Raw genomic sequence first — 1,003 nt, 5'->3', positions numbered from 1 at the left:
GAAAGCGCCGATCCACTCGCACGAACGCAACAGATCCGTATATACCAGTCCTAGACATTATAGGATTAATGTCAAATTCATAACTCTAGAACGTTAGATTTCGTGCGAAATACGTTGTAGTATTTGGGCATTGCCTCCTCCTTTGCGTCCATGTCCGACGTTCTCTCCGACGAGGTCCGCCTGGCGGCCGATATCGAGCGCCTGAAGGTCAAATTCCCGAAGACGCGCGAGCTCTATCGCGAGGTCTGCGCGCTGCTGTTCTTTCGCTTCGGCGTCGCCCCAACCGCCAATCGCCTCTACAACCTGGTACGACGCGGCACCATGAGCACGCCGGCGTCGGTGCTCAGCGAGTTCTGGGCGGAATTGCGCGAGAAGAGCCGGGTGCGCATCGAGCATCCGGATCTGCCGCCCGATCTCAGCGAGGCGGCTGGTGAGCTGATTGGCGCGTTGTGGACGCGAGCGAGCACGTCGGCACAAGCTGAACTGACCGCGCTGCGCGAGGAGGTCGAGGCGCAGCGAACCGACGCGGAGCAAAAGGTCGTTGCGGCACGCGATGAGCTTGGACGCACCGAGACCGCGCTCGAACAACGCACCGCCGCGCTGCTGGCTGCGCAGGTCGAGATTCGGGAGCTCGAGTGGCAGCAGGCCGAAGAGGCCGCCACGCGCAAAGCGCTTGAAGCGCAGATCAAGCGGCTTGGCGAAGAGGCCGTTGCGCGCGAGCGGGAGTTGGAGAAGGTACGCGACACGTTTTCGCATGATCTGGAGAAACTCCGGGAGACGGCCCATCGGGCCGAGGAGCGCTTACGCGCGACGGAAAAGCGAGCCCTGCTGGAAATCGATCGCGAACGCAGCGCGGCGGCCAAGGTTCAGAAAGAACTGGCCGAGGCGGCCAAGCGCGCCGACAAGCGCGAGGCCGAACATCGTCGCACCGTCGACGCGCTGCAGGAGCAGCAGGGTGATGCCCGCCATCAGACCGGGGTGCTGCAAGGCAAACTGGCCGCGC

1 protein-coding gene is annotated in these 1,003 nt (G+C 63.0%); it reads left to right on the top strand.

Annotation, left to right across the window (positions count from 1 at the left end; genetic code table 11):
* Positions 1-150: 150 nt before the first annotated feature.
* On the top strand, positions 151-1,003 hold an 853-nt coding region (locus AWB74_RS44835), incomplete at its 3' end, for a DNA-binding protein (RefSeq protein ID WP_061152840.1).

The sequence above is a fragment of the Caballeronia arvi genome (genome assembly GCF_001544695.2).
Lineage (GTDB): Bacteria > Pseudomonadota > Gammaproteobacteria > Burkholderiales > Burkholderiaceae > Caballeronia > Caballeronia arvi.
The sequence above is the reverse complement of the archived record's forward strand: the minus strand, read 5'-3'. Positions and strand labels throughout refer to the sequence as shown.